The organism is Polaromonas sp. DSP2-3-2b2 (assembly GCF_049895905.1).
In the GTDB taxonomy this organism is placed as follows: domain Bacteria; phylum Pseudomonadota; class Gammaproteobacteria; order Burkholderiales; family Burkholderiaceae_C; genus Polaromonas.
The window spans coordinates 377187-403907 of record NZ_JAFCTH010000001.1 but is presented as its reverse complement, the minus strand read 5'-3'; the positions used below and the strand labels follow the sequence as shown (position 1 = coordinate 403907).

Sequence of the window (26721 nt, the reverse complement as noted above, 5' to 3'; positions counted from 1 at the left end):
CTGCAGGTGCTGCGCGCGCTCAATGCGCGAGGCTTCGTTGACCAGAATGCGCAAGGCTTCACCGGCGCCGTCCAGGCCATTGGCGAGCAGGCAGGCATAAGCTTCATGCAACGGGTGATTGCCGTCATCGAGTTGGGTTCGTTGGGCCATGCAAATAGGTTCTTTCTGTATTGGTCCAGGCTTGCCAGACTGTCATGGGAGGGTGCCTCCGGCGGCTTGGCAGGGGCCTGATTGAAAAATCCCAAAACCAAAAACCTTCAAACAGGTTCAGTTTCAATGGTCGGGGAAATTACAGAACGAATGTTGCACTACCGCGTGTGCCTCGTTGCCTGGCTTTGCTCAGGGCCTGTTCTTGGAATTCAGTTGAATGTCGATTTGTTGTCATGAATAGCGCTCCAATGCGGATCATCCGCAATCACGGGGGAGCGGCAACTAGTCTGACACGGGGGGCTAATTGACCAGCGTTTCTAGTTTTAGGAGCTCGGATGAATACGTCCAAAATTTCCCATACTGATGGCGGCAGACCAAAACTAGCCAGTTATTTTTGTCAAAACCATGCTGCTGCCGACCGTTCTTCCCTTGTTTTGCAGCGACTCTGTGAAATGAAGGCTGGCTGCATATCCACCCAATCCGGGATGGAAATCGTGTTCAAACGAGAAATTTCGCTTTCGTACTTTGCTGTTAATGCCGGTCCAAGAGTGGAATACGGAATGTTTTTCGTCTCGATCCTGAAAAGATTCGTGATCGATTTTGTTTCACGAAAGCGTGCCAAAGCGGCAGTTGCAGGCCTTAAATCTTCAAACTTTCCGTTGATTTATTGTGTTCTGTTGAGTCAGAAGCGCACAAAAAATTCACGAATTCATAGTGCTTTTTCGGATCACTGCAACGTAAATTCATGCGTGATTGCCATCGAAATCCGAGGCGATTTCGTTGCTGGAGAATACTTCGTCAGCGTAAATTTTCCAGATTCGAAGTATTTTTTGATCACGTTTGATCCTTTAGTTTCGATTTTTCATGACGAAATCGTCTGGGTTTCAGCCGCATTTCACATGTCCTTTATCGGCCTGAAGTCGCTACTTCCCTGCGAAAGCGAAAGCTCTTTCAACGATATTTCCCTTGCGAAAACCTTTTGGATCACGCCTTTTCCATCCGAAAACGGACACGAAGCGTCATCCATACACAGTGCCGCAGCGGGCCAAGTTCGGCAATGGCTGGAAATAATACAGTCTTGTTCGTCTGCCTGGAGGTGTCCGGACAGGGCATGGGAAACACCGAATCTGACTCCCGTTAACCACACGATTTCGTTGCTTTCACAACGGCAGGAGAGCTGCATTTTCCCGGGTTTGGATGCAGCCAGCTTACGTCGTCTGACAAAACCGCTGCGCGTTTTTCCCAGACGACGGCTGTCGAGGGGTGCGTGCCGCCCCCCTTCGATCCCCCCTGCATTCGCCGCATTTGAGCGCGTCCATGCCTGCGCACGGGTGGGGTCCGCGCCATGAGCGCGCCTCGCGCGCCCAAGGCGCCAGCGATGCCGCGCCGGGCATTTCGCATGTCGCTGGACGACTTTGCGCTGCTCGACAAATTCTCTGAGGCGGCCGGCATCTCCGACGCCGCCTACCTGCGCTGGCTGCTGCGGCGCGAGGCGGGCAGCCCCGCCGCCTTGCCCGCGCCGCCCAAACGCAAGCGCGCGCTCGCGGCGTCACCGCCCCCCGCCGCGGATCCGGCGCTGCTGCTGCAGATCGCCAGGATCGGCAACCTCCTCAACCAAGTTGCCCGCAGTGCCAACGAATGCCGTCGAAACGGCAGCGCGCTCGACATGGTCCAAGTGCTGGCGGTGCTCTTGATCATTCAGCACGAAAGCGAGTCGCTCGCCCGGCCATCGCTGGAAATTCCGCCGAAGGAGACCGCGCCATGATGATTACCTTTCTGGCGCAGGGCAGGGGAAACATCCATCTGGCCGTGCGCTATTGTGCGGGCGACATTGACGCCAACGGTATGGCGCGCGACGAGGTGCGGGTGCTGCGGGGCTCACCCAAAATGGTCGAAGACGTTGCCGCCGCGCTGCCGTTCACCGAAAAGTACAAGTCGGCTGTCATTGCCTGGGCGCCCGGCGACATCCCCACCGAAGCCGAACTGCAGCAGTTGCTGGACGACTTCGCCGAGGTCAGCTTTGCCGGCCTGGAGCCCACCCGCTTCTGCTGGACGGCCTTTCTGCACGTGGCCCCGCACAAGATGGATTTGCACATCCTGGTGGCCAACGTGGATTTGGGCACGGGCAAGCACTTCAACATCGCGCCTCCCGGCTGGCAGAAGGATTTCGACCCTCTGAGGGACATCTGGAATCACCGCATGGGCTGGGCGCGTCCCGACGATCCGCTTCGCGCCCGCCCATGGCAGCCCGGCAAGCGATCCAGCATCAGCGCGGCCCGCGTCCGTGCCGGTCTGGAGGTCGAGCCTGACACGAAGAAGGTGCTCGGTGAAATGCTGCTCGACCGCGTGGTCCGGGGCGTGGTGAAAAACCGGGCGGAAGTGCTGGCCGCGCTCAAGGAATTCGGCGAAATCACGCGTGCCGGCGACGACTTCATTTCCGTCAAGCCGCCCAACTTGGCCAAGGCCGTGCGGCTGCGGGGTGCCCTGTTTCACAAGGACTTCGATGCCTCCACCTTTGTGCGTCCAGCGCCGTCGCCGGTACGCACCGACAAGGACCGCGAAGCGGACATCAATCCCGAGGAGGAAGAAGCCGCCCGCAAGCGCTTCACCGCCGCGATTGCCCGTCGCGCTGCCGTGAACGAGCACCGGTACCGCCTGACTGCCCGGCGTGCCGCCCGCAACCGCACCACCGAACTGACACGGGCTGCCACTGATGCAGCACCCGAGCCCTTGTTGGACTTGTCCGGCACCGGGCCGCCGCCAAGCGAACCCGCGATTCCAGCCTCATTCTTACCTGAAACCCACGCTGCCCAAGGAGCATTGCCCCATGACCGAACTCCACTTGTACTTCGCGAAATGCTTGAAAACCTTGTCCGGGGAATTCGACGCGGGGTTGACCGCCTTGCACGCGCAATTGGCCAAGCTGCTGGACGGCTGGGAAGACACAGCAAGGGAAACGAAGCGCTCAATGCAATTGCTCGAGCAACGCTTGACAGCACTGGAGCGAAAAAACCAGCAGGACCCGCAGGAGCAGCAAGAGCAGCCAAAAAATCCGGAGAAGTGAAGCCGTGACCGCGATGGCCACCCAGGTCATGAACGGCCGTGGTGCATCCGTATGCACCGCCGATACGCCGTATTGTCTGCCGGCGCCATGGCACTGCGCAATCAGAAACAGGCAATCCGGAATGTGCAATCCGAAATGCGTAAACCGAAATGGTCAATCCGAAACGAGCATTTCGGATTGCAGCCTGAAACCCGTGCAGCCGCTTGTCCGGCTGAAAGCCTTTAAAAATACTCACTACCAAGGAGGTCGCCATGAGCGGAAAACCTACCGTTTCGTTTGATCAGTACAAGGAGGCCTTCAAGGCACTCACGGCACTGCACAAAAAACCGCCGACCGTGAAGGATATGCAAAAAAAGCTGGGAAAGGGAAGCCCCGCACTGCTGGGCATGTACCGGACCACGCTTCTTCTTGAAGAGGACACCGCTCCCCAGGCCCTAGTCATGAAGCCCTCGCTTGCCAGGGCGATACAAGCGGAAATGGACGACGTCCGAAACCTCGCGGTAGCCGACGTGAACGAGACGCTCCGCGCCGAAAGAGAGGAATGCAAAACGGACTTCGAAGGCATTGAAACCCAGATCGAAGAACACGCGCGCGCGCATGCCGAGGCCCTGGAGAATGAGCGCGATCAGACCCGCCGCGCCATTATCCAGGCGGAGGAGCGGGGACTTGAAATCGACCGGCTACGGGCGCAATGCACTGAGCACCAGGAGGTACGCAGGGTAGCGGAGGTAGAAAGGGATAGGGCCGTGGCGGTAGGGAAAGCCGAACTTGCTGGCATCGAGCGCGAGCGCAAGGCCAACGAAGCTACCCTGGACGATCTCAAAACGGAGCTCAAGGCAGAGCGCGACGCTCGACACCAGTCCGAGCGCGAACAGTCGGCCAGCAGGGAGCGGATCGCGATGCTTGAACAAAAATCCCTTTCCCTGCAACTGGACAAGGAGCGGCTTCAGAAAGGCGAGGAAGCTGCGGCGGAGGTGCCCACGCTCAGGGCCGTCAACCAGGTGCAAGGCGATCAGATCAGCGACCTGAAGGACACCGCAAAGGTCATGTCCGACCTGGATCGGGTGCAGCAGGGGGAAATTCACCGACTGCGCGAGGACTTTCACTTGGCCCAGAGACAGCGCGATGAGTACAAGGGCAGGGCGGAAGTCGCCGAGCACATGAACCTTGAAATGTTGAAGGGGGCTGACGCGGTGTGACCCTATTCGGCCAGTTATTGCCTTGGTGCCATCGAACCACACACCTTTGAACCAAGATCACAGCAGCCCGACGGCTCTAAGCAGTTCCCGCACCTTTAGATTTTTCAACCCCCGCCAACCACCTCATTGAGAATTTTTCCCTCCTATCGAGCGGCTGGGAAGCTTGTAGGGTTTTGGCCGCACCGGGGCGCTGGCGCGGTTTGGAGCCAAGGGTCTGCGACCTATTTCAACTGACCCATGCGAAACCAGCAAGATCCCATGGCGTGCTTAAGTTTTTTGGGTATGTCGGATGGGTCCAACGATTTTCGGCCGCCAAGATCAATTCTGCATCGGAGTCAACAGATGTTCAGGCCCGGAAATGGTGTCATAGCGTTCAGCTTGCGGCTCAAGATGATTTTGCCGGACGCTTATCGTCAGACTTGATAAGCTTCAAACCCTTGTAGTCAGTGATGCTTGTTTGCTCGCTGAACCGTTTGGCCAATGTCGTGTTGCCCGCAGTTATCGAAAAATAATCGTAGAGCACGGGTTTGTTGCTTGCCATCAGGTACTGAAAATGAATTTTAAACTTGTCGCTGCTAATCGCGGCATAGCCTAAAGGCTCAAACATTTCGGCAAATCGGGGCGACAGCAGCTTGGGTCTGTTTTCTTGCTGAGCCGCATCGCTGATGCCACAGGCCGCAACCGGGTCAACCAGGGCAAAACAGCACCCATCAGGTGGCGCCGTGAAGTCAATCCAATCAATGCCCCGGGCTGTCGCCAGCAGTTGCAAGTCATCACGAAAGGCTTGTGCCTGAGGTAGGCAGCCAAGCAGTGGCATACATTGCCCCAATGTGAGTAAAGAAACGACCGGTCCGCGTGCCCCGAGTTGCGGGTCCAGGCGCAAAGCTTTTGCTAGGGTTGATACTGCCATCATGGTTCCTGAACTGTGCGCCACCACCAGAATTTCATCGTCTTCGTTACTCGCCAGACGGTTTAACAGCGTGTTGGCGTGCTGAGTTAGCCGGGCATCAAGCGCAGGCACTCGTCCTTGCGCCTGTTGGGCAGTGAAGGCATAGCTGCGCATCAGCCAGAACATACTGTACTTTTTCTCCAGCCGGCGCCCCGCATGAACCCCAGCAGCGACAGCGATACAGGTCAACGCGCCAGCGCCCCAGGCCCCTAGTAATGCCGATGTCCCTGAAAAAACCAGTGCCGCCAGAAGCGGCAGACCCAGCACCATGGAGAACAACAGGACAAAGGGTAAAAACAAGGCGACTACAGGCGGCCAGGCCAGCTTCAGCATGCTCCAGAGCGCACCATGGTAAAGGTTTAGCCAAGTGGTGGTCACGATAACCCAGCGCAGTCGCACCTGATTGCGCGGCCAGTGTTCGCGCACAATGTCGTCCCAGCGCAAAAACTCGTAGCGAGTCTCTACCGGGTCATCATCATCTTCCGGGTTTTCTGGGTTGTGAGCGGTGACTTGCCAGAAGGAGTTGCCCTGGGTCGTTTTTTGGCGGCGCCCTACCTCAATCGACATGCCGGACACCCGGGCCTGCTTGCCCGCTTCATCGCGATAAAGTGCGTGGTAATGCGCTGCCCCTTTAGGGTCGAAGCCGCTGAGGTAAAAAACACTTCGCCGGCGCACCTGGCCGCTAAGGGCGGAAATTGGCTGGGCTTGCATGGGTTTAAAAAATGGTTTTCTTTTCAAGACCTTTTTCAAGTACCAGGTCAAGCACCGGCTGCTCGCGTTTGTTGGCGCGCTTGCAATGGTCTTTCTGTGCCAGGTCGGTCAGCCATATGACCGCGCGAGCCCAGTGGCGATGTCGAACACGCCAGGCGTGTGAGGACACAGACTCCCATGCATAGCCGTTAAACACGGTCGCATTGACAAAATGATCCAGTGCCCGCACGCCCGAACGGCCGCGCTCTGTACGGCCAAAGATGCCCACCCACCACAAAATCAGGTAACCCAGCAGCGCCAATGGCACCACCACGGTCATCAGGGAAAAACCAGCCAGTCGCTCTTTCACGGGGTCTCTTTCACAGGATTTTCTGCGGCGCTCCCTGGGACGCGTCGATGCAGCGTCAGCCGTACCCCGTTGGCCGAGCGGATGGTGAGTCGTCCCACCGGTTGCGGCACATGTCCCAGCACTGCCTGCAAACGATAGTGGCGTACCACGGTCGACAAAATAAGCACGGCCTCTTGTAAAGCGAATGCAGCGCCTATGCACACCCTGGGGCCCATGCCAAACGGCAGATAGGCTTTTTGCAAGGACTCCCGAGACTGATCGTCTTTGTAGCGGTCCGGGTTGAAGGCATCGGGCTGTTGCCACAAGTCCCGGTGTCGGTGGATCAACCACGGAGATATCACCACCGAAGCCCCTTTCACAACTGTCTTGTCCCGCATGGGGCAAGTTTTCGCCGACTGACGCACCATGAAGCCCACCGGGGGAAATAAGCGCAAGGTTTCGCGAAATACATTCCAGGTCAACTCCAGCTGTTTCATGTCAGACGAGTTCACCTCGCCATCAGGCCGCAGCCCGGTGACTTCGGCGTGCATACGCTCCTGAATATCGGGCGACTGCGCTACCAGGTATAAGGCCCACGTCAATGCGCTGGCCGAAGTTTCATGCCCGGCGAGAAATAGCATGGCCACTTGGTCGACCAATTCATCAAACGTAAATGGCGCATTGCTGGCCTGATCCTTCGCATTCAGAAAGGACTCCAGAATGTCCGAATGCTGCGCATCACGGCCAGCGCGATGCGCTTCAAACCTGGGCTTGACCAGCGTTTCCAACAAGCTGCGAATCTCTGTGGCAGCCCTGCGACTGCGCCACACATCCCACGGCATCACCAGCCAGCGCATGCCATACATCGAAGGCAACAGCAGTCGGGGTGCCAGTGATTGAAAACGCGTAAAAGCAGCGAATATACGGTGCGCTGCTGTGCCCTCAAGCGGCACTGAAAAGATGGTGCGAAAGATGATGTCGGCGGTGACATGCGTCATTTCAATTTCAACATCGTGCTCAGATGCATCCGGCAAGCTGTTCAAGCGCACCAGCATGTCCTGCACCGCCTCGCGCATCACCGGAAAAGCCACCTGAACACGGGCCTGGGCAAATGCGGGCTCCATCATGGAGCGATGGCGTGCCCACTGGCTTCCATTGGTCGTGAAAATGCTGTCACCCAGCAAAGGGCGAAGGGCATCGCCTAGAAGTTCGCTTTTCGGGAAGGCTGCAGATTGTTCGGTCAGCACCTGCTTTACCAAAGCGGGCTCGTTCACCATGTACAGATCGAGTCCGGGCAAGTGAACTTCACCCATTTGCATGCGATAACTGCGCTCATACAGGCTGTCGAGCCACGAGCGGCGAACACTGAAAAACATCAGTAAACGAGACGCCTTGGTTTTTTTGGGTTGTGGGTAAGCGGGGCAGAAAGAGCTCATGGCAGTGCAGATTATCTATCGTGGTAACGTTCAAAAAGGGTGCAAGCACCCGCTGTGATCGCAAAGTAGTCGTATTCGGCTGGTAATTCGCCAGCCATCAAATACTGCAAATGCATGCGCCGTTTGTTCCGCCGCAGTAGTGCATACGTGTGGGATGTGAAAAGAGTATGAAAGCGCGGTGACCGCATCACCGGGTTGCATACGGGCTGGCCGGGTGGCAGCGCTTTGCAGGCCGTAACGGGATCAACCAGTGCAAAACTTCCCCAGTCCGTGGGTGAAGAAAAATCCATCCAGTTCAAGGCTTCGCTTTGGGCCAGCGCGCCGAGTTCTTCACGGAAGACTTCAGCCTGTGGAAAGAGCCCGAGCATGGGGATGCAATGCCCCAGCGTCAGAAGAGAAAGCGTGGGCTGATTGCGTTTTGGCGCCTTTTTCTCGACCGCGCGAAGGGCTCTGGCCGCTGCGCTGACGGCCAGGATGCTGCCCACGCTAAATCCGACAATAAGAACTTCATCAACGTCGTTAGCGCAGATTTTCTTTTCGATGCGTGCAGTCATGGCGTCGAGCCGCGCCTCCAGATCAGGAAGCCGACCAAGCGCTTGCTTGCCTGCAAAGCTGAAGATGCGAACCAGCCATGTGGTGTTCAGCTTGTTTTCGAGTTGGCGAATGCACCATAACGCAAGCACCAACAGCAGCCATCCCGCTACCGTGGCAACGAGCCAGCTCGCGCCACTTTCTCGCAAGGCAGCCGCCGCACTCAAACCTAAGATCATGCCAAGCGCCAGACCGCCACCCAGAACGACAAGGGGATAAGCCAGGCCCACCAGGGTTTTGCGCGACAGCCTCCAGACCGTTGGAATCCCACCGCTGCTGATCATCAACGCATACGCTAAAAGCAAATCCAGCAAAAGTCGCCAGGTACTTCGCGGCCAGTGCTGCCGAACGATGTCGTCCCAGCGCACAAATTCGTACCTGGTCTCGCAAGCCCTGGCTTCGGGCGATACGGCGCTGGCCGTCCAACTGCTGCTGCCATCGGGTTCGCGCCGCCTTGGACCCACTTGCACCGTCATTCCATTGACGGCGGACTGCTTCAACGCTTGTGCTTGATACAGGGCGTAGTAATACGATGCCCCTTTGGGGTCGAAACCGCTTATAAAAAAAACGTGTCTGCGCCAAACGCTTTGGATTGGAGGCTGAACGGGGGGCGTCATTTTGCCGCCTCCAGCACATCGCAAATGCTTTCCAAAGCCCTGTCGTGCAGCACTTTTTCGGCGGCGTCACGGCAGGCGCTGGCCACCTGCGCACTGCCCAGCAGTTCACGCAAACGCAATGCCATGTCGGCATACAGAGGGTCGTGCCGTTTGACGCAAGCCGCCACGCCCAACCGTTCAAGCCGCATGGCGTTGTCAAACTGGTCAAAACCCATGGGTGTCAGCAGTTGCGGCAGGCCGGCCCGCAGGGCCTGCGCGCTGTTGCCAATGCCGCCGTGGTGCACCAGCGCCGCAGCGCGGTGCAACAGCAGACTGAAGGGGGCATACGCGGAGTGATGAACAGTCGGGGGTATCCCTCCGGGTATCTGGCTGGCGTCTCTTGTCAGTAACACACCACGTCGGTCCAGTTCCAGGCAACTGCGCACCGCAGCTTTGAAAAAAGCATGACCGTGACCCATGGCGGAACCCGGAGTAAACACAACAGGCGGATCGCCCGCATCCAGAAAACGAGATAAATCGGCATCCAGCCCCTGCGCCGCATCACCGTCATACAACGGGAATCCAGCTTGCCTGACTTGTCTGGGCCAATCGCCAGGCGATGGGGCAAACCAGGCGGGAAATAAAGTCACCCCGGCTTGCGGCGAATGCACCCATTGCCCGAATATGCTTTGATTTATGGGGGGCAAACCCAGCCGCTGCCGCACCAGTGGCAAGTCGTCGGCCACCATGGGATCAAGTTTGTATTTGTCCAGCGCTGTCCAGGCCGCAGCACGAACTGTTTTGGGTATCCAGCGCGGTACCCGCCAGTGGGCCATGGTCAGCGGGTTCTCGCAGGAGCGCAGCATGGTGGCTGCGGTGTATGCAGTGACCAACGGGACTCTTAATTTCTCGTTGGCCAGTCGCGCGCCGAATATCAACGGCGTCGCCAGCACCACACAAGCGCCATGGGCTGCATGGTTGGCAATACGGTGGTAAACCGGCTCGATGGCGTAGCGTGCCATGCGCCGCCACAACACGCCAAAGCCGTCAATAGAGTGCCAAAGTTTGGGACTCTTCATGGCATCGGCATAGTGTTCTGCTGTGCCCACAGGGTAAAACTTGAGTCCTGCATGCTGAACCATGTCGGCAAACACCGGGTTCGTCATCACCTCGACTTCATGGCCCCGCGCTTGCGCCGCCCGGCCAATAGCCAAAAACGGGTGTATGTCACCGGAACTACCCAAGGTCGGCAACAAGACTTTCATGGCGTGTTGGGCTGTGCCAGGGCGAGTTTCGCAAGCTTACTCTCCCGCATGCGGTCGTGACCATAGTCATGCGTGGCACTGAAGCCGTGATCTGTCCACATGACACCGCTTTGATAAAAAACGCCGGGCAATCGCTTGTAAAAACTTCCCTGATGCTGGGTATGTGAAATCAGGTAGGTTTTGAATGCCTGGTACAGCGCAGCATTGGGGACGGCCAGAGGGGCGTTTTTCCAGAAATTATCGAGAGACCCTTGAAACGTCAAACCATCAATGTCATAGATGGATTCCCCGCAGACCTTCACCGGTACTCCTTCCCCCACGGCGCTCAAACCGACCGTGCTGTTCACCACCACCACGCCGCTTGCATGCTGCAACAGCGTGGGCAAATGCTGGTCATGAATATAGTGACACCGACCCTCAAGCTGGTACTCCCGTGTCAGGCGCTGTATCAGCCGGGTGTAATCTGAATAGCCGCGATCCAGGGGGTGATGCTTGATTGCGAGCAGGCTGCCCGCGGGCGCATGTTGCGCGAAGGAGGCCATCGTCTCTTCAATGAAGTGCTCCACGGATTCAAAATCCGAATGCACCGACATTTGTGCATCCCCACGGGTCTGAAGCGACACCAGAAAGAAATTGCCCGAGTTGTGCGCCACCAGTTTGGGCAATACATGACGCTCTGACCATCGGTAAAAGAACTTGCGCCAGTATGAATGCATCCAGAATGGAAAGTCTGCGAAGCCAAGGCGCCGGTGATGCTGGTAGTGGCGAAACCTGAACCGCATCAGGCTGGCCGCCGCAAAATACAGACCCCCCCATTGGGTCGCCTGCCCATAGGTACTGCCCAAAGGCTCGGAAGAAGGCAACAGCCGCTTGGGCTGCGCCAGATAAAACGCCGGATTGCTCGGCAATGAAGAATTGTTATTGACACCGTCACGTTCGAGCGTGATGTAGTCCGGCCTGATGTAGCCTTCTTCAAACACGCCCACATGAAGACCGCGCTTCTGGATTACCGCCATGGCGGCCACATGCATCGGGCGGCAATCGCCAAAAAGAAAAACCGTATCAATGTTCAATCGCGTCAACAAGTTACTGAAATAGGCAGGCCACGCGGCCAATTCATCCCTGAAGTTAAAAACTCGGGCAAAAGAGGCGCTTTTTGAGAAAAGCCAGTCACCGCCATTGAAGTTCACCTTGAACACCACCGCGCCGACCACGTTCAGGTCGGTGGCAAAGCGCGCAAAAAACGGGCCTACAGGGCCCTGCAGCATCAGCACCCGCTTGCCCTGGAACTCATTCAAACCGTCACTGATCATTTATTCTCATCCTTCCATGTGCTCGATGCGTTTTATTGATGTTTTAGCAACGGGCGCAACATTTTTCGCCAAAACGGCAAGTCACCTGGCGAAGCCGATCGCCACAAGAGCAGCTCGGCCAGCGCTTGCTCCGCTTCGCAAACCTGGCCCGTGACCCGGCTCACATACGTGGGATATGCAAGCAACACGCCCGCCACCAATTGGTCAATATCAAGCTTTCTGGAACGCCGCTGGGCCGGTAGGGCATCTTGCGTCAGCCCCCATCCGGCATAAAAAGGCAGTCCGTGACACACCACCTGCTTGCCCCGCAGCAAGGCCTCAAAACCGGCCAGCGAGGTCAGCACATGCACCACATCCACAGCCTCAAGCAGCGCGCCCATGGCCGCATCGGTGACCACTTCGTCGCACCACTGCGCCGCCAGGTCTTCCTGTGCGCCAGAGCTTCTGAGCCCCGCCACCACGTCCGGATGCGGCTTATAAAGCAGCCAAGCGTCCGGGTGGGCATGACGCGCCGCCTTCAGCAACGCCAGGTTGGTGGCGATGCCCGGCGCACCGCAACGAATGGCCGCATCAGTCTCTACTTGGCCCGGTACCAGCACCACCTGCAAGCCATCCGCCAGCGCGGGCCGGCTCCACAGCTTTGGCCCCACGTTGTACTTGGTCAGGCCGGTTGACACGAGCTTTTGCCGCAAGGCAGACGCCCTTTGCACCGTAGGCGTATCAAAATCATGCGCTTGTGTCTGCAAAAGATGTTCCAGATCGCTCGGCCCCGATGCGTCGTAATAAATGCCCCGGCCATCAATCACCCACGACAGCGGCCGCACCAAATCTGCGCCCAGGCCCACCGAGCGCAAAAAACCATCTTCTACAAACAACCGTGTAAAACGGCTGCTCCACCCGGCAGCAGCAGAACGGTCCGCAAACGGGCCACTGGCCCAAACTGCCACGGTTGCGCCATCGGGTATTGACGAGGGCCGACGAACAAACCTGACCCTGCTCGCGCCCAAAAACTGGCGCACCAACGCCCGCTTGCGCCATGAAAAACCCAGCGCATAAATTACCGGTGGCAAGGTTCTACGCATGCCGGACCTGCGGGGCTGCCTGCGCCCGCCCCAGTTCTTCAAGCAAGGCGTCGACCGGCACAAAATGCCTTTTCCAGGTGGGGGTGACAAAGCGTTTCATGCGTTCGAGTTGCGCCAGTCTTGGTGGACTGTGCGGCTGGGTGTACGCCACAATCGTTTGTATCCACAGGGCCGTATCGGTCACGTCCAGGTAGTCGGGAATGTCGCCGGCGAACTCTTTGAACACTGCCAGATCGCTGGCAATGACCGGTGTGCCCACGGCCAGGGCTTCTGCCACCGGCATGCCATAGCCCTCGGTGAATGTTGGAAACAGCAGCGCTTGCGCGTGCTGAAGATACTTCACCAACTCCACGTCTGAACACTTCGGTATTTCTGTCACCAGTGCTTGCAGCACGCTCGAATGCGCGAGCAAATCGGTGACTTCTCCGTAGTCCCAGCCGCGCTGCCCAATCATCAGCAAGCGTGGCGCAGCACTGCCCAGCTGCTTCGCCAGTTGTTGCCACACCTTCAAAATCATTAAATGGTTTTTGCGCGGCTCAATGGTGCTGACGAACACAAAATAGGGCGCTTCAACCGGCCTGACTTGTTGCCCAGCGGCAGGGAGTTCGGGGGCCAGCAGTGCAACCGTGGTGGGCGGCATCAGCCAGCCGTTTTTTCTGCACAGAGTGACCAGGCTGTCCATGGTGGCCAGAGAGTTGCAAACAATACCGCTGGCCACCCGCATGGCATTGCGCATGCGTTGGAGGTGCCTGGCCTCTTCGCCCACACGGCAAAACTGCGGGTGCGTGAGTGGAATCAGGTCATGCACCATGAAAATGGGCCTGACCTTTTGCTGGCGAAGCATGGCCACGTAGTCATCAGACTCCAGGCCGTTGTGCCCGGTGTTAAACAAAAAACGGCCCGCCACGCCCTGCGCCAGGCAACCCGTGACCAGCCCTTTGTAAATCGTGGGCAGGGGGCTGCCCGTTGCGCCCAAGGTCAGAACCCAGTTGAACAGGGCTGCAGATTCAGCACGGCGAAAAACAAATTTGCCACCGTTGTACCGCACCACAGCGCGTGCCTTGGGGCCGTAGTGCCGTATGTAGGCCAGGCTCACCCTGTCTACCCCGGTGGGCAAGCGCTTTTTCATGAAGCGATCGAGCAAACGGGTGATGTCAATCAGGATGTCTGTCACGTATGAATTCCACGTAAGCCTATTTACCGGGTCGCGCTGAGAACGGTGGCAACAGGCAATATGGCGGAAACCACAATGTTCAAAAACTTCTGCAACTCGGCCGCCGGCGCATTAGACACATAGAGCACATCCTTGTTTTGCACCGGAAAGCTCTGCGCCACAAAGAAAGTGGCCGGGTCCTTGAGGTTGACGCGGTAGATCACCGGTATCTTTCCCTCGGGCGTGGTGGGCACTGTTTTGCCGTTCAGCTCCAACGCTGCAGGCGACTCGAACCTGAAAACAAACACGCCTTGCGCATCGGCACGCGCATCTTGCAGGCCACCCGAGCGGGCCAGCGCCTGTGCCAAGGAAATTCCTTGTGCTTCAAAATTCAGCTCTTCGTTTTTACCCGTGGCGCCCAGCACGGTAAAACTGAGCGGCTGAAACAGCGAGGTCACCACATCGCCAGGCAGCAGCACAATGTTTTGCCGTGGGTCCCGAATAATCGTGTCGAGTGGCAAGGCCTGCACCTGGTTGCCGCGCGTGACCTGCAGCGTCATTTTGTTGACGGGCTGGCGTGTACCGCCGGCCGCAGCCAAGGCATCGAGCAGCCTTTCGCCGCGCGCTGTCAGCGGCATGCGTGTGCTGGTAGTGACTTCACCCACCACCGTCACGTTGGCTGTGTTGTTGCGAATCACCCGCACCAGCACCTGCGGCTGGTTGGCCTTGCCCTTCAGGCGCTGCACAATGTCGGCCTCAATCTGCTGCGGATTGCGCCCGGCTGCCGTTATTTGCCCGGCAAACGGAATGTTGATGCGTCCGTCGCTATTGACCATTTGCTCGGGCAGGGCGGTGACGCGCGTCGTGGCTGGCCCCGAGCGCGGGTCTATGGCGCCACTGCCAAACAAGGCTGCAGGCGGCGCCTCCCACACCGACACTTCAATCACGTCACCTGCACCAATTACAGAGCCTGGCTGTGCAGATGCGCTGAAGGTTTCAGAAAACAGGGCCAACTTCTGGCTGGCCAGCAGCTTGCGCGCTACTACATCATTGACATCCACAATCTGAATGCCTGAGCCGCCTGGCGTGTCGGGCGTTTGTTGTACCTGCTGTGAGCTGGGGCCTGCTGAAGGTAGCCCTGCGGGGTAAGTGGCGCAGCCACCCAAAACGCTAAACGCAAGTGAGTAGAGCAATGCCGGAACAGATTGGCGAACAACGCCATTGGCTTTTGATTTCATTTTTTCATTTCTTTATTAAAGGGGAGGGGTTGACGACAACCTCTTCATCGCCAGCAATGCGGTTTAAAAATTTTTCCCACTGCGGCAAGATCGCCGCTGGCAAATAGCGCAAAGACACTTCTTTTCCAAGTGCGCGCATTTCTTCTTGTACTTTTGGTGCGCAGGGGTCGTAAAGCACCCGTTTGATTGCGCCAACCAGGCTTTCTGGGGCATAAGGATCAAAGTATTCCGCCGCATGGGCATAGACCTCCCGGTGCACCGCAATGTCTGAGGCAATGGCAATACCGCCACTGCACATGGACTCAACCCCGGAAAAATCAAAACCTTCAGCCAGGCTGGGGCACACCGTGGCCGCCGCATGGCGGTACAGCACACGCAGGTCGGCAGCCGGCACGCCTGACAATACGTAGAGCTGACCCTGGTCTATCAAGCTTCGCATCTCGCGCATGATCGGCTCCACGTCCCAGCCCATGCTGCCCACCAGTACCAGCTTTAGCGAAGGGTCTTCCACGGCCCGCACCGCTTCCCAAGCCGCAATCAGCTGGGTGTGGTTCTTGCGCGGCTCGATGGTCGAAACCATCAGCAGATAGCGCAGGGGCTCTGTTCCCTGCCCCAAGTGCCGGTCGTAAAAGCTTTCCTGTTCAGTCAAGCTTTTGAAGTTAGGCCGCGACAGCGGCGACTGCGTGTTGATACGGCTGCGCACAATCTGCGGCACCCTGGTTGCCAGCGAAGGCTCCATGAAAAAGTGCGGCGACACCATGTTGTGGATGGTCACGGCACGGGTACCAAGGTCCGGAAAAATCTTGAGCAAATCCTGGCGTGTCGACTCCGACACGCAGGCAAAGTAAGCGCCATCGCGCACGTTGGCCTGCAACGCATTGAAGTGTGTGGCCTGGTGCCGGTGCTTGTTCGCGAACGCGTGCGACATGAAAACCGGTAAGGCGTCGTGGTAACGCACCACCAGCGCAGTCTGTATATCTACCCGAGCCGGGTACGGAGTCTGCGCGATGAAGACGTCCACACCGCGCGTGTCCAGCCGCGGATACCTGGGAGTTCGCACCCTAGCGCCAAACTTCAGCGAGGCCAGCCCGACCGACTGCATGATGTTCCACGGCACCGTGCAAATGCGGAAATTTCGGCTGGTGACCAGCGCAAAATCAGCTGCAGCCAACGTTTTTGAAAACAGCGTCTGCCAGACCACTGATTCAAAAAACTTCGGTTCAAAAACAGTTGTGCCAATGCGCTTCTTCGGCATCAGCAAGGTCTTAAAGGTCTGCTTGAAAACTTCTTCACGCCGTTTGAAATAAAGGCTCACTACGTCGATAAGCTTTTTCGACGGTTTGTTTTCGAGCGAGAGGATAAAGCGTGAATAGCAATTCATCCGGTCGCTCTCTAGCACCGTGTCAGCACCCTGGCCGGCGTTGCGCCGGGTCCGCATGCCGTGGGGCAAAAAGCGCAGCGATGTCTGCAGCAGCCCTTCCACTTCGACATTGTTTAGCAGGCACAGGCCCTTGAACAGAAGGCGGGTCTCTTGCGGAATGCCGGCAAAGCCATCCATCGCGGGCCGCATCTCCAGCAACACCGTCTGTTTTTTTTGCAAGACGTTATCACTCATGCAGCGTGCGCCGTCGCTTGGCCTGCAGCCGCAGTCTGAACTTCAGAAGTGTGGTCAAACTCCGGCAACCTTGGCGGCCACGCCAGGCTGAAATCTTCGGCATCAAGCGTCAGGTTGGGGCTGTAGGCGGGGTCATTGAGCAACAACGCGCCCCAACGCGCCTTCATGTACGCCACCTCACGCGCCGAACGGGCCAGCTTTTCAGGCGTGTCGTCGTGGCCGCGGCTGGACGATTCGTGGTGGTACAGCTCGGCATAAGGCGTCCACAGGTTGCGAAAACCAGCTTCGCGCAGCTTCAGGCAAAAATCGATGTCATTGCAAGCTACCTGCAGTTCCACCTCGTTCAGCCCGCCAACAGCTTCATAGCTCGACTTGCGGACCACCAGGCAAGCACCCGTTACCGCTGAAAACGACTGGATCAGCGCAGCACGGCCGCAATAACCCACATTGCCGCGTGGCAAGAAGCGATGCACATGGCCAGCTACGCCATGAATGCCCAGCACCACACCCGCATGCTGCAGCGTGTCGTCGCTGTACCAGAGCCGCGCACCCACTGCACCTATTTCCGGACGCATCGCGTGGCTGACCATTTCTGTCAGCCAATCGCCGTTGATAACCTCAACATCGTTATTAATCAGCCCCACTACCTCACCCCGTGCCACTTTCACCGCTGCATTGTTTAGCGCGGAGTAGTTAAAGGGCTGGGCGTCGCGCAGCACGCGAACGCCAGGCCTGGCGTCAAGTTCTTCCAGGTAGCGCAGCGTGGCACGGTCGTCAGAGCCGTTGTCAACAATGATGATTTCGTAGTTGAAATACGTGGTTTTGGTCAAAATTGACTCAACGCATTGCCGCAGCAGTTTCAGGCTGTTCCGGGTCGGAATGATCAGGCTGACCAAGGGCAACTGCTCCGGCAAGGCATAACGTACGCGATAGCCGTCACCAACAGATTCGGCTGTGGCCGCTACACCGCAACGAGCCAGATGCTCATTAAGGGCCCGCTCACCCGCCACCATGGCATAAGGCTTTGCATCAGGCGTGTGAGCCGTGCTACCTGCATGAATGCGCCAGTGGTACAGCACACGCGGTATGTGGTGTATTTGCGAAGGGCTAATCCGCTCTATACAGCGCAACGCCAAGTCGTAGTCTTGCGAGCCTTCCAGACCGGTGCGAAAACCACCCACCTCACGCACAAGATTTGTCTGGTAAACCCCCAGGTGCGAGAACATGTTTTTTGAATAAAACAGGTCTGCGTTCCAATCGCATTTGAAGTGCGGGTCTGAGCGCACGTTTACTTCATCAATCTTGTCTTCGTCAGAATAGATCAAAAGGCACGTCGGATGCTTATTAATGGCATCTACGACCCAAAACAGCGCGTGTTCTGCAAATACATCATCATAGTCTAGCAAAGCTATCCATTCACCACCAGCCAAAGCTAATGCGCTGTTCGACGCCACCGAGATATGCCCATTTTCTTCACGAAAAAATACTTTGATGCGGGCGTCATTCAGCGCATAGCGTTCAAGCAAGGGGCGAATAGCGGCATCGGTTGACGCATCATCGGCAATACAAAGCTCCCAGTTCGGATAGATTTGTGTGCGGACGGATGCAATCGCCCTGTCAAGCAACGCCGTATCGGGGTTGTGGACCCGCATCACTATGGATACCAACACCTTGTAAGCAAAGTTTTCGGTATGGGTACGCATGGCAGTACGTACTTCATCAGAGAGCGTGTCAAATTCTCGTATCCATCTCGGATAGGGTACGATTTCGGTAGTGTCATCAAATAGGGTACAGTAATCTAGCCAAAGGGTCGGTAGATCAGCTGTGTTCGCAAGGTCGGCCACCACTTCGTTATGCCCAAGCAGTCTTTGTCTCTGTTTATAGCAAGGGTGTAGTGCTTTCAACTTGGTTAGCATTCGCGAGCGGGAAAAATCCTTAGTAACTTGTACCAGACGGAAGTGCCGCAGTTCAAAGTTTTTCTGTGCCAATTGCAGATCAATGCGTATACACCCACTAGCGGTCAGGTAAATGAGGCGTTTGCTCATACGACCAGAATAAATAGGCAAACCCAGAGACTGAACATGGCCTTCTTTATTGCCAGCATCTAAATACACGCGCCCGTTCACCCGGACAGTGTGTAATACGATCTGTGTTTCTAGCATGTACCAACCCGCCAGAAGTCCACCTTCTAAAGTTAAGAAAACACTCGATTCAGTAGACTTGAGGCTTCCGATGCCGATACGCCGAACTCCGATAATTTGCAGAACAAATCTTATCCACCATTGCAAACGGAGCTCGCCAATGATTTTAGTTACGTGCATGAGATGCCACAATCGCTTCTGAAAATTGGGTTACCCTTCAAGCTAATTCTTTAAGCAATTCTTTAAGGCAGCAAGATATCCGCTGCCGTACTGACAGCTTGGTTCAATCATGGCCTTTTCGCCCCATTCGTTCCAAGAGTTGATCATTAGCTCTCCCGAATTAGCGTTCAGTTTTAGTAGGCCATCGATCCACACTCCGAACCTTGCAGGGTTAGCGCCATAGCAAATATGAGCATTATTTCCACGCCTAGCCGTGTTATCCCAAGATGGCATTACGCCACGGATTACTTTCTTCGTTACAAAATCTGGAAATTCCCGAGCAAGGCTTTTTTCAATTAATTTATCGTAAGAATAAATAAGCCCTTTAAAATTTTTATTCACCGGAAAGTTGACGTCATGATTACTAGCGTCTTTATTTACTATCCAGCCATCCGCTCCGACCAAGCCGTGAGGCGGCATTTCGATAAAGAAGTCAAATAGATTGGCAATATTCTCACCCGCCTCACTATTTAAGTGAAAAAGAACTGCACCCAAATTCACTTTAGTAAAGCCTAATATTTTCCATGCATTGTGCAGTCTTTCAATGAATCCAGGTAAATCAGGAATATCTTCAGGGCGATAAATGACGAATCTAGGCTCAACTCCATTGAAACGATAATACCGGGAGTCTGAGAAATACTTCGCGCTATCTTTAGCAATATCATTTTCAAATCCTGGTTGATAGGTTTGCGACATCAAAACCTCTCCACTCAGACCGTCCCAATTACGCGTCCAAGACTCATTAGCCCAGCAAAGGTAAAAACAAGCATCAATATCTGGTCTTGCCAAGAGATTATCTACAGGTGCTTCTAATAGTCTTCTACCATTATCAAACCAATAGTAATAAATACAAAATGCATCAATTCCATGGGATTTCGCCAACTTGAATTGCTCCCCGATAACTTCCGGCAGCCTCAAGTCATAAAAACCTGTACCTACTGGAGTTATTGGCTGGTAATGACCGCTATATTGCGGTTTAGCCTTAGCTGAACCGACCCATTCCGTATAACCAACACCCCACCATGCATTGTTCTCTGGGATCGAATGAAACTGAGGAAGATAAAAGGCTGAAACGAATGGTTTGTTTCTGTTATTGTCGGCTGATTTGCGCCGAGAAGATGAAATTTGGCTCAACACATCTGAAGTTTGAACCACCTTTAAATTTGCCGATTCAGTTAAATACCCCAAGGTACGCTCAAATGCGTGTGCTGTTGTGCCATCAAGTTGGCTATCTTCGATTTCAAAATCTTCCACTGTTAACTGCATGCCTCTTATCAGATTAACAATAGATTTTTTTACCCAATATATCGATCCGGCAGGAAAGCGCAACCTGTCCATTGAATGCTGTATTTCTACACGATGCAGCAGTTCGGGTACCCGATTTTTGTTCGATCCCCACCATTGATTTCCCTCAAAAATTTGTCCATCCGCAACTAAAATTCCAAATTCATCGTCAGAAAGAAATTCCTCTACTAAATTGTCGGTCTGTTGCGTTGGTATAACTCCGTTGACAAGGTGATTTCGCCAATCTTCGCCGTCCTCCCTATGCGGACTCTTTTTCGTATGCATTTTGCACACCGCATCATAGGAATCAAATAAACCTGCCGCAGCCATGGATACAAATGGAAAAATGTCTCGGCCATGGTTTGGAAATACAAAGACGCGTGCGTCAGGATAGCCGAGATTGATCTTTTCCTTAATCGACTCAAGAGAATATCCACGGTCGATAATGCTTACAAAAAGATCAAAGGAATGGGTAAGCCGGTTTAGAATCAGTTCGAACTCATCCCATAAATCGTCATAATAGATGTGCAGACATATTGCTACTCTTTGCGGATTAGCGAATGCTCTCCCCCTAAGGCTTGGTATTGCAGTAAATTTAAGCCCACCTTCAATAGGTGGCAATGGAAGAGAAGTGCGTCCTTCACGCATGCCGATCTGTAAAAAATGCGAGAAAGGTTTTATGCCAGCGTCAGCGACATCCGTATTAAATTTCAGATAATTTTTAGGCCAAAAACCGGAATTAGGTTGCAACCCTTCCGTCTCGCCAAACAAAATATAATGCAGTATCGGCTCATTCTGAAATACTTGATCAATCGAATAGTTTGACAAATAAAAATCAGCATCAAATAAGTTTGAATTCTTAATTATTTGTATATAGTCAGAATGTCGAATTCTTTCATCTTGCAAGCTATCATCTTTTCCGTCTTCCATGGAAGCATGGTGATCATTGAGCCGGACTGAATCGGTTTCGACTTCTTTTTCCTCGCCTTCTGGCAAATAATCGATAACGCTATTCATTTGAATTGAGCTCAAAGAATTGTTCTGTGCTTGAATCGCAACTTCATTTTGAAGATTGGCCAAATAATCCATCACATTATTCATTTGAATTGTGTTCAAAGAATTATTCTGTGTTTGAATCGCAACTTCATTTTGAAGATTGGCCAAATAATCCATCACGTTATTCATTTGAATTGTGTTCAAAGAATTATTTTTCGCTTGTGTCGTAACGTTCTTTTGAAGATTAGCGAGTGAAATCTCAATGTTGACTAAACGTTGCCTCATTTGCACATCAATCGCATGAAGTTTATTTTCGATTGCGCGTAAATTTTTTAAAGAAGCCTCTCTGACTTGATTCACTCCAGCTAGCCGCAACAACGCTCCAAGCAGAGGCGTTTTTAGCCATTTTTGACGCCTAATCGCTTCATTCAATCCGGCGATTTCTACCTGCCGCGATTTCCCTTCTGCGCTCAGATGTAGTTGGGTAAATATCTCCACTTTGCTAATGCCCGCTCGCACTCGCGCAAGGTAATAACGCATGCCTTCTGAATCGGGGGCACGACCCAATAGTGTTTGGTAGGCGCTGTGAATGAAGCGTTCGTCGTGGTAAGACAGCAACTCCTCTAATGTGCTTGCCGCGACGCCGGTATGGCTAAAAGTCATGTCAAATATCCTGTGATCTGTATTTTAAGAAGGGTGAGAGGAAAGTGTTGGCGTCTCAATCGCATGAGTCGCTAGGTCTGTAACCTGGTGTTAGCACTTCATTTGCCACCGGTGCTGGCGCCATTTGGGGCTTTTCTGAGTTCTGCTGCCTCAACGCGGCTGCCAGACTGCGTAGCGGGGCGGTCCAGCGCCAGGAGAAAGTGCTGCGTATGGCATTCAATTCGCGATGCAGTTCGTTAACAGCAAGCGCGTGCGCCTTTTCTGTTTCAGCCCAGTGATTTAGCTGGTTACGTAACTCGTCTTTCCTGGCGGTTAACTGTTCGTTAAGTGCCTGCTCGCGCTCGGCATGCTGCTGGCTCTGCGTGCTTGTTTGGTGCTCGTACGTTTGCTGTATTTTTTGCAGCTGTTCAGAAAAAACTTTTTCGCGCTCAGCCAGTTGTAGCAAATGGGCTTCAATCTGCTGCCGGGCTAGCGTGAGTTGTGCAATATGTGCCTGCTCGCGCTCGGCGTGCTGTTGGCTTTGTGCATTTTTTTGCTGCTCATGTGCCAGGTGCATTGCCTGCAGTTGGGTAGAGAATGCCTTTTCGCGCTCTGCAAGCTCAAGCAAATGGGCTTCAATTTGCTCCCTAGCCTGGTCTAGTTGCGCAAGATGGACCAGCTCACGCGCGGCGTGTTCGCGGCTCTGCTCGCTTTTTTGATGCTCGTGCGCTTGCTGAATTTCCTGCAGTTGTCGTGAGAACGTCTTGTCGCGTTCGGCGAGATTGCCGGTATGTTCGCGCTTGCGTTGGTCGCTCGTTTGCCGAATGGCCTGTAGCTGCTGAGAGAACTTTTTTTCACGATCCGCTAGCTTCAACAGATGCGCTTTAAGTTTCTGTCGAGCTAGTGCAAGTTGCGCAAGATATGACTTCTCCTGTTCTGCGTGCTTGTAAATCAATTCGAGCTTTTGCTGCTCGTGCCTTTGCTGGCTTTCTTGCAGCTGCTGCGAGTATGTCTTTTCGCACTTGGCCAGATCAAGTAAATAAACGTCGATCTGCTGTCTGGCTATTTTGAGTTCCGAAAGCAGCGTTTTCTCTCGCTCGGCGTGTTCGCGGCTTTGTTCGATTCTTTGCTGATCATGCGCATACTGGATTTTAAAAAGCTGTTCAGTAAATTCTTTTTCGCGCACTGCAAGTTGATGCAACTTGTTTTCAATCTGTTGCCGCGCTTGGTCTAGTTGTACCTGGTGGGCTTGCTCGTGTTCTGCTAGCTCTCGTCGCTGTTCGTTCACTTGCTGTTCTTGGACTAGCTGCATGTATTGCAACTTTTCTGAGAACGCCTCTTCACGCTTTACAAGCTGAAGCAACTGGGCTTCAATTTGCTGGCGTGCTTGGCCTAGCTGTGCCAGGTGGGCTTGCTCGCGCTCTGCGTGCTTGTGGCTTTGCTCGCTTTTTTGTTGCTCATGCGCCAGTTGCATTTGCTGCAGTTGTTCTGAAGAGGCTTTTTCGCGCTCCACAAGTTGAAGCAACTGATCCTCAATTTGCTGCCGTGCCTGGCTTAACTGCGTAAGGTGAACCTGTTCGCGCTCAGTGTTTGCTTGATTGATATTGCTAATTTCTTCGTCACGTTTGCTTGCTTGTTGGTTGAGGCTGGCAATTTCATGAATTCTCGCTATTAATTCCTCTTTGATGGGAGTAAATGACTTTGCCTGCTGCTCGATAAGTCGCTGCGATATTTGGTTGTAACTCTGTTCGGAGTCTGCAATATTCGTCGAACTCGGGAAGCGCGCTTCATGCTGCGTAATGAATTCTTTTAAAGCTTCGCTTCCAGTAGCCTGATATGCTAAAGAAAATTTAAGATGCGTCGCTCTGATGAAAGTCGTATCTTCAAAAAATATCTGCGGATCATCATCAATGAAAAAGTGAGTATTATTCGTGCTAGCTTTTGCATTGGTCTTAATGCAATCAGTTAAATCGACACACCCTTCTGGTCCTAATAATTCAACTCTGTGTATTGTGATCACAGCACATGCATTTAATGGGTCTAAACGAATATTGACCAGACTGTGATTATCAGGGAGATCAAAAACGAGATCGCGAGAACTCTGCGAGGCTTGGATGCCGCTGAGAGGTATTCGAATTGACGTCGATTCCAAAAATCCTGAGCCATTGTCCAAAAACAACTGCGCAAATAACTGATTAGGTTCCAAGTTTTTTGCGTGCTTCCGCATTCTCAGCGGTAGCTTCAAGGCTGTTGAGACTATTGATAAGTCGAGGGTATTGTCAGCAATAAGTTCCAAAACCTGACTGACTGCAAAGTCTAGTCGATATTTTTCGTGCGCAATTAACTGTAATTCAGATGCCGAAATTACTGCCGATTGGTAACCATCGACAAGCTCCGTAGCTATTTCTTCTGCGGTTTTAAAAACCCCACAACACCGCCCAGAATAGTTAAACAGCCCAGCCTTTTCAAAGTTATCCGTTCGGAGATAGCCGGGTCCGCCAAACCTGTCGTAACAGTAAACCGGTAAACCCAAGACCATTGCCTGTTGAACTGTACGACCTATCGTTAAGACACAGTCGAAACTTGCCAGTAATGTGGGCGTTACCAGTTTGAAGTCGTATTCGACTCCGAATATTTCTACCAAAACACCCAATGTCTGCAAGTGTTTGATGGCACCTTGTAGTTCGTCCACCACATGATTCGACACAACAGCTACCTTGCGTAAGGGCAAATTGGAGGCTGTCTTGGCGATGGCAAACCATTCTCTCGCCACGGGATTTGGAAACACGTGTAGCATGCTCAACGGTAATCCGTAATGCAACAACTGATTTCTTGTTTCTTCGGAGTTTGCGAGCACTAAGGAAAGTTGCGATGCATAGGTTGGCGGTGATTCGAGTGGCTCATAGGGTGACATTGATGAGAAAATAATCGCCTTGGCCGATATCTCCATATCCATCAAAATTGCGTCAAGCGTCGTGAAGTGATGTGCCCAAATCAGGTCAAAAACAATGTTTTCCACATTTGGTTGCTGAATATTCAGGTCGAGCCACTTGACATCCAACTCGTCGAGGCCCTTCACAACGTCCGTGTCTTTTCCAAAGGTCGCAATGGTAACGTCATACCCACGGTGTTTGAATTCAGTTGCCAGGTCGAGTGTTACCAACTCTGAACCCGCATAACCTTTAATAGTATTGTTACTGAGTAATATCGTGGGCATTGATAAGTTTTTCAAACGACTGAATTAGAGAGAAAATTACTGCAATTCACTCGCTGCGGCCAGACTCAACCCAGCTAAATCCTTGGCGGAAAGCTGCGGTTTATCTATACCATGCTGCGTCAGAGGCCAGTCAATACCAATAGTTGGGTCATTCCAGGCAATACAACGCTCATGAGCTGGTGCGTAATAGTCTGTTGTTTTGTACAAGAAGTCAGCCGAGTCGCTGAGCACCATAAACCCGTGCGCAAACCCTGCAGGTACCCAAAATTGTTTTTGGTTATATTCGCTTAGTTCAATGCCCTCCCATTTCCCGAATGTTGGCGATCCTTTCCGAATGTCTACCGCCACGTCAAACACGGCGCCGCGCACTACTCGAACCAGCTTGCCCTGGGGTTGCTGAGTCTGGTAGTGCAAGCCGCGCAGCACGCCTTTGGTGCTGCGGCTATGGTTGTCTTGCATAAAGTTCAGGTTTAAACCGGTGGCTTCGTTAAAGGCTTTCTGATTAAAGCTCTCAAAAAAGAAGCCGCGATCATCGCCAAACACTTTGGGTTCAAAAAGAATGACGTCGGGGATGGAAAGCCGTGTGAATTGCATTTTTGTTACTTGGAATAGATTAAGGACGTTCTTCTCAGTCGCTTGTAACGACTTAAAGAATTTTTTCGTTCAGAATTCGCTTTAGGTACTGCCCATAACCATTCTTTGCCAGCGGTTGGGCCAGTATTTCAAGTTGCCCTGAGGTAATCCATTGTTGACGCCATGCAATTTCTTCAGGGCAGGCAACCTTCAGGCCCTGGCGGTGCTCCAGCGTGGCAATAAATGAGCTGGCTTCAAGCAGACTGTCGTGGGTGCCGGTGTCAAGCCAGGCATAACCTCGCTGCATGATTTGCACATTCAGGCTCCCTTGTTTCAGGTACACCTCATTGACGGTGGTAATTTCAAGTTCGCCGCGGGCGCTTGGCTTGATGGACTTGGCGATTTCTATGACCTGGTTGTCATAGAAGTACAGGCCGGTCACCGCGTAGTTGCTCTTGGGCTGGGTCGGTTTTTCTTCAATGCTGCTGGCTTTGCCTTGCGCATCAAAAGCGACCACGCCATAACGCTCAGGGTCGCGTACGTGGTAAGCAAAGACGGTGGCACCTTGCGTTTTGGCATCGGCGCCAGCCATCAGGTGCGCAAAATCGTGACCATGAAAGATGTTGTCGCCCAGCACCAAGGCGCTGGGTGCGTTGCCCACAAACCGCTCGCCGATGATGAAGGCCTGGGCCAGGCCATCGGGGCTGGGTTGCACGGCATATTGCAGATTCATGCCCCACTTTGCGCCGTCGCCCAGCAGTTGCTCAAAACGCGGCGTGTCTTGGGGCGTGCTGATGATCAGCACGTCTCGTATGCCCGCCAGCATGAGAGTGCTGAGCGGGTAATAAATCATGGGCTTGTCATAGACCGGCAGCAGTTGTTTGCTGATCGACAGTGTTGCGGGGTGGAGGCGGGTGCCGGATCCACCGGCAAGAATGATGCCTTTGCGTTGGGTCATG

The 26721-nt window shown here is 54.0% G+C and carries 19 protein-coding genes and 1 pseudogene; 4 read left to right on the top strand and 16 right to left on the bottom strand.

The window, feature by feature from the left end; translation table 11 throughout:
* Positions 1 to 150, bottom strand: a pseudogene (locus ACP7AD_RS01925) (IS256 family transposase); the annotation flags it as partial.
* A gap of 335 nt (positions 151 to 485) precedes the next feature.
* On the opposite strand from ACP7AD_RS01925, the gene ACP7AD_RS01920 reads away from it, so the two are divergent.
* The 4 genes from ACP7AD_RS01920 (at position 486) to ACP7AD_RS01905 (ending at position 4413) form a co-directional block, all read left to right on the top strand.
* The gene (locus tag ACP7AD_RS01920) at positions 486 to 1499 is read left to right on the top strand and encodes a hypothetical protein (RefSeq protein WP_426146597.1); all 1014 of its coding nucleotides are present in this window, start codon (positions 486 to 488) and stop codon (positions 1497 to 1499) included.
* A 50-nt stretch (positions 1500 to 1549) separates the two neighbouring features.
* Positions 1550 to 1915: a hypothetical protein gene (locus ACP7AD_RS01915; RefSeq protein ID WP_426165953.1), complete on the top strand. Its 366-nt coding sequence runs from the start codon at positions 1550 to 1552 to the stop codon at positions 1913 to 1915.
* Complete coding sequence (locus ACP7AD_RS01910; protein ID WP_426146599.1) at positions 1912 to 3222, top strand: hypothetical protein; 1311 nt, start codon at positions 1912 to 1914, stop codon at positions 3220 to 3222. Before ACP7AD_RS01915 ends, ACP7AD_RS01910 begins: the two co-directional genes overlap by 4 nt.
* Before the next feature lie 243 nt (positions 3223 to 3465).
* Complete coding sequence (locus tag ACP7AD_RS01905; protein ID WP_426146601.1) at positions 3466 to 4413, top strand: hypothetical protein; 948 nt, start codon at positions 3466 to 3468, stop codon at positions 4411 to 4413.
* Between the two features lie 385 nt (positions 4414 to 4798).
* Here ACP7AD_RS01905 and ACP7AD_RS01900 read toward each other — a convergent pair whose 3' ends face one another.
* The 15 genes from ACP7AD_RS01900 to rfbA form a co-directional block, all read right to left on the bottom strand.
* Positions 4799 to 6124 (bottom strand): hypothetical protein, encoded by a 1326-nt coding sequence (locus tag ACP7AD_RS01900; RefSeq protein WP_426146603.1) that lies wholly within the window; start codon positions 6122 to 6124, stop codon positions 4799 to 4801.
* On the bottom strand, positions 6078 to 6422 hold the full coding sequence (locus ACP7AD_RS01895) for a hypothetical protein (RefSeq protein WP_426146604.1): 345 nt from the start codon (positions 6420 to 6422) through the stop codon (positions 6078 to 6080). The genes ACP7AD_RS01900 and ACP7AD_RS01895 overlap by 47 nt, the downstream gene beginning before the upstream one ends.
* Complete coding sequence (locus ACP7AD_RS01890; RefSeq protein WP_426146605.1) at positions 6419 to 7837, bottom strand: cytochrome P450; 1419 nt, start codon at positions 7835 to 7837, stop codon at positions 6419 to 6421. The genes ACP7AD_RS01895 and ACP7AD_RS01890 overlap by 4 nt, the downstream gene beginning before the upstream one ends.
* An 11-nt stretch (positions 7838 to 7848) precedes the next feature.
* Complete coding sequence (locus ACP7AD_RS01885) at positions 7849 to 9045, bottom strand: hypothetical protein (protein ID WP_426146607.1); 1197 nt, start codon at positions 9043 to 9045, stop codon at positions 7849 to 7851.
* Positions 9042 to 10289 (bottom strand): glycosyltransferase, encoded by a 1248-nt coding sequence (locus ACP7AD_RS01880; RefSeq protein ID WP_426146609.1) that lies wholly within the window; start codon positions 10287 to 10289, stop codon positions 9042 to 9044. The genes ACP7AD_RS01885 and ACP7AD_RS01880 overlap by 4 nt, the downstream gene beginning before the upstream one ends.
* Positions 10286 to 11602, bottom strand: a complete 1317-nt coding sequence (locus tag ACP7AD_RS01875) for a capsule biosynthesis protein (RefSeq protein WP_426146611.1) — start codon at positions 11600 to 11602, stop codon at positions 10286 to 10288. The genes ACP7AD_RS01880 and ACP7AD_RS01875 overlap by 4 nt, the downstream gene beginning before the upstream one ends.
* Positions 11603 to 11634: 32 nt before the next feature.
* On the bottom strand, positions 11635 to 12477 hold the full coding sequence (locus ACP7AD_RS01870; protein WP_426146613.1) for a beta-3-deoxy-D-manno-oct-2-ulosonic acid transferase: 843 nt from the start codon (positions 12475 to 12477) through the stop codon (positions 11635 to 11637).
* 199 nt (positions 12478 to 12676) lie between these two features.
* A complete protein-coding gene (locus ACP7AD_RS01865) occupies positions 12677 to 13858 on the bottom strand; it encodes a glycosyltransferase family 4 protein (RefSeq protein ID WP_426146615.1) in 1182 nt (393 codons plus the stop codon).
* Positions 13859 to 13881: 23 nt separating this feature from the next.
* Positions 13882 to 15075 carry a polysaccharide biosynthesis/export family protein gene (locus ACP7AD_RS01860; RefSeq protein ID WP_426146617.1) on the bottom strand — a complete coding sequence of 398 codons (1194 nt, stop codon included), beginning with the start codon at positions 15073 to 15075 and terminating at the stop codon, positions 13882 to 13884.
* 4 nt (positions 15076 to 15079) lie between these two features.
* On the bottom strand, positions 15080 to 16690 hold the full coding sequence (locus ACP7AD_RS01855) for a glycosyltransferase family 4 protein (RefSeq protein WP_426146618.1): 1611 nt from the start codon (positions 16688 to 16690) through the stop codon (positions 15080 to 15082).
* Positions 16687 to 18393 (bottom strand): glycosyltransferase family 2 protein, encoded by a 1707-nt coding sequence (locus tag ACP7AD_RS01850; protein ID WP_426146837.1) that lies wholly within the window; start codon positions 18391 to 18393, stop codon positions 16687 to 16689. Before ACP7AD_RS01850 ends, ACP7AD_RS01855 begins: the two co-directional genes overlap by 4 nt.
* 660 nt (positions 18394 to 19053) lie before the next feature.
* The gene (locus tag ACP7AD_RS01845; protein WP_426146619.1) at positions 19054 to 21993 is read right to left on the bottom strand and encodes a glycoside hydrolase family 99-like domain-containing protein; all 2940 of its coding nucleotides are present in this window, start codon (positions 21991 to 21993) and stop codon (positions 19054 to 19056) included.
* Positions 21994 to 22048: 55 nt separating this feature from the next.
* Complete coding sequence (locus ACP7AD_RS01840; protein WP_426146620.1) at positions 22049 to 25189, bottom strand: hypothetical protein; 3141 nt, start codon at positions 25187 to 25189, stop codon at positions 22049 to 22051.
* Positions 25190 to 25225: 36 nt separating this feature from the next.
* The gene (gene rfbC, locus ACP7AD_RS01835; RefSeq protein ID WP_426146622.1) at positions 25226 to 25783 is read right to left on the bottom strand and encodes a dTDP-4-dehydrorhamnose 3,5-epimerase; all 558 of its coding nucleotides are present in this window, start codon (positions 25781 to 25783) and stop codon (positions 25226 to 25228) included.
* A 52-nt stretch (positions 25784 to 25835) separates the two neighbouring features.
* On the bottom strand, positions 25836 to 26720 hold the full coding sequence (gene rfbA / locus ACP7AD_RS01830) for a glucose-1-phosphate thymidylyltransferase RfbA (protein WP_426146624.1): 885 nt from the start codon (positions 26718 to 26720) through the stop codon (positions 25836 to 25838).
* Position 26721 lies beyond the last annotated feature (1 nt).

Bases quoted from the DNA above. Each gene is read 5' to 3' on its own strand.
- rfbA (WP_426146624.1), bottom strand. From the start codon at position 26,720: ATGACCCAACGCAAAGGCATCATTCTTGCCGGTGGATCCGGCACCCGC.
- ACP7AD_RS01875 (WP_426146611.1), bottom strand. From the start codon at position 11,602: ATGATCAGTGACGGTTTGAATGAGTTCCAGGGCAAGCGGGTGCTGATG.
- ACP7AD_RS01850 (WP_426146837.1), bottom strand. From the start codon at position 18,393: ATGCGTACCCATACCGAAAACTTTGCTTACAAGGTGTTGGTATCCATA.
- ACP7AD_RS01885 (WP_426146607.1), bottom strand. From the start codon at position 9,045: ATGACGCCCCCCGTTCAGCCTCCAATCCAAAGCGTTTGGCGCAGACAC.
- ACP7AD_RS01920 (WP_426146597.1), top strand. From the start codon at position 486: ATGAATACGTCCAAAATTTCCCATACTGATGGCGGCAGACCAAAACTA.
- ACP7AD_RS01890 (WP_426146605.1), bottom strand. From the start codon at position 7,837: ATGAGCTCTTTCTGCCCCGCTTACCCACAACCCAAAAAAACCAAGGCG.
- ACP7AD_RS01905 (WP_426146601.1), top strand. From the start codon at position 3,466: ATGAGCGGAAAACCTACCGTTTCGTTTGATCAGTACAAGGAGGCCTTC.
- ACP7AD_RS01855 (WP_426146618.1), bottom strand. From the start codon at position 16,690: ATGAGTGATAACGTCTTGCAAAAAAAACAGACGGTGTTGCTGGAGATG.
- ACP7AD_RS01915 (WP_426165953.1), top strand. From the start codon at position 1,550: ATGTCGCTGGACGACTTTGCGCTGCTCGACAAATTCTCTGAGGCGGCC.
- ACP7AD_RS01860 (WP_426146617.1), bottom strand. From the start codon at position 15,075: ATGAAATCAAAAGCCAATGGCGTTGTTCGCCAATCTGTTCCGGCATTG.
- ACP7AD_RS01840 (WP_426146620.1), bottom strand. From the start codon at position 25,189: ATGCCCACGATATTACTCAGTAACAATACTATTAAAGGTTATGCGGGT.
- ACP7AD_RS01880 (WP_426146609.1), bottom strand. From the start codon at position 10,289: ATGAAAGTCTTGTTGCCGACCTTGGGTAGTTCCGGTGACATACACCCG.
- ACP7AD_RS01845 (WP_426146619.1), bottom strand. From the start codon at position 21,993: ATGACTTTTAGCCATACCGGCGTCGCGGCAAGCACATTAGAGGAGTTG.
- ACP7AD_RS01910 (WP_426146599.1), top strand. From the start codon at position 1,912: ATGATGATTACCTTTCTGGCGCAGGGCAGGGGAAACATCCATCTGGCC.
- rfbC (WP_426146622.1), bottom strand. From the start codon at position 25,783: ATGCAATTCACACGGCTTTCCATCCCCGACGTCATTCTTTTTGAACCC.